This window comes from Tistrella bauzanensis, from assembly GCF_014636235.1.
In the GTDB taxonomy this organism is placed as follows: Bacteria; Pseudomonadota; Alphaproteobacteria; order Tistrellales; family Tistrellaceae; genus Tistrella; species Tistrella bauzanensis.
Genome location: NZ_BMDZ01000181.1, coordinates 1 through 1244 on the forward strand (window position 1 = coordinate 1; position 1244 = coordinate 1244).

Annotated in this window: 2 protein-coding genes; both read right to left on the reverse strand. The window is 66.1% G+C overall.

What is annotated here, in order from left to right; translation table 11 throughout:
- Positions 1-55 precede the first annotated feature (55 nt).
- Positions 56-301, reverse strand: coding sequence for a hypothetical protein (locus IEW15_RS25455; protein ID WP_188583338.1), 246 nt, complete (start codon positions 299-301; stop codon positions 56-58).
- Positions 298-1179 (reverse strand): M20/M25/M40 family metallo-hydrolase, encoded by an 882-nt coding sequence (locus tag IEW15_RS25460; RefSeq protein WP_188583340.1) that lies wholly within the window; start codon positions 1177-1179, stop codon positions 298-300. The genes IEW15_RS25455 and IEW15_RS25460 overlap by 4 nt, the downstream gene beginning before the upstream one ends.
- Between the last annotated feature and the right edge of the window lie 65 nt (positions 1180-1244).

The following is a 1244-nucleotide window of genomic DNA, read 5'->3' on the forward strand; positions in this document are numbered from 1 at the left end:
CCCCGTCTGCGAGGCTGCATAGCCTCATCAACCAGCGACGTCCGCCGAGCCCTTTTCAACATCGGGCGGGACATCCCCTCTGGCCGCCGGATGCTTCGGGGACGATCCGGGTCCACATCGGCGCTTCGAGTTCCTTGAACACCGACAGGTTCGACCAGGTGCCGACGACCGAGAACGTCTGCCGCTCCAACCCTGCGGCTGCGGCCGTACCGGGCAGGGCGGCCAGCGTGGACAGGGTGGCCAGCGTGGGCAGGCAGGCAAGGGCGGCGAGCATCGCGCCGCGTATCGTCCGGATCATCATGCACCCCATTCGCGTTGAGAGAGTTCGTCGACCAGTCCGGCCAGGAAGTTTTCACATTTCCCCAGTTCGGTCATCTGGATGTATTCGTTGTCCGTATGTCCCTGCGCCATGTTGCCCGGACCGCACACGACCACCGCATAGCCGGCCCGCTGATAGAGCCCGGCTTCGGTGGCGAAGTTGACGCCGATCGTCTCCTGGGGGCCAAGGAGATGACGGCAGATCGCGGTCGCCGGATTATCGGCCGTCCGGTTCAGGGGCGGTACGTCGTACATCGGCTCGAATGTGATGGTGCAGGATCGGTCGCGGTTGCGCATCCGCGCCTCCACCGTGCGGGCGGCAGCCTTGATCTGCTCGACCACGGCATCCGGCGACTGGCCCGGCAGGCAGCGTAACTGCCAGACCAGATCGCAGTGGTCCGGTATGACGTTGGTCGCACCGCCGCCGGCGATCGCGGCCAGTTGGATCGAGGAATAGCCGGGCTGCATCGTGTCGTCGTCACCGCCGGTCTCGATCAGATCCTGGGCGATGTCGGCGATGCAGCCGGCGATCTGAACGGCATGCTCAATGGCGTTGACGCCGTTCTGGGGCAGGCCCGAATGGGCCGACAGGCCCTTGATCCGGATCGTCTGCGCGACAGCGCCTTTGTGGCGATCGGCAATCCGCATCGCGGTGGGTTCGCCGACGATGATGGCCCGGGCCGGCGGTAGATGCCGGATCAGGGTCTTGGCCCCGAAACAGCCGACTTCCTCGTCATGGGTGAGGGCGATGTGCAGCGGCCGCACCAGACGCGATGCATCGATCCTGGCCACTGTCGACAGCACGCAGGCCAGAAAGCCCTTCATGTCGGTAGTGCCACGGCCATAGAGGCTGTCGCGCAATGAGCGCGGCGGGCTGGTTTAGAGCGTCACCGTCGCCTGGGACGGCGTGAGGCGGCCCGTCCTCC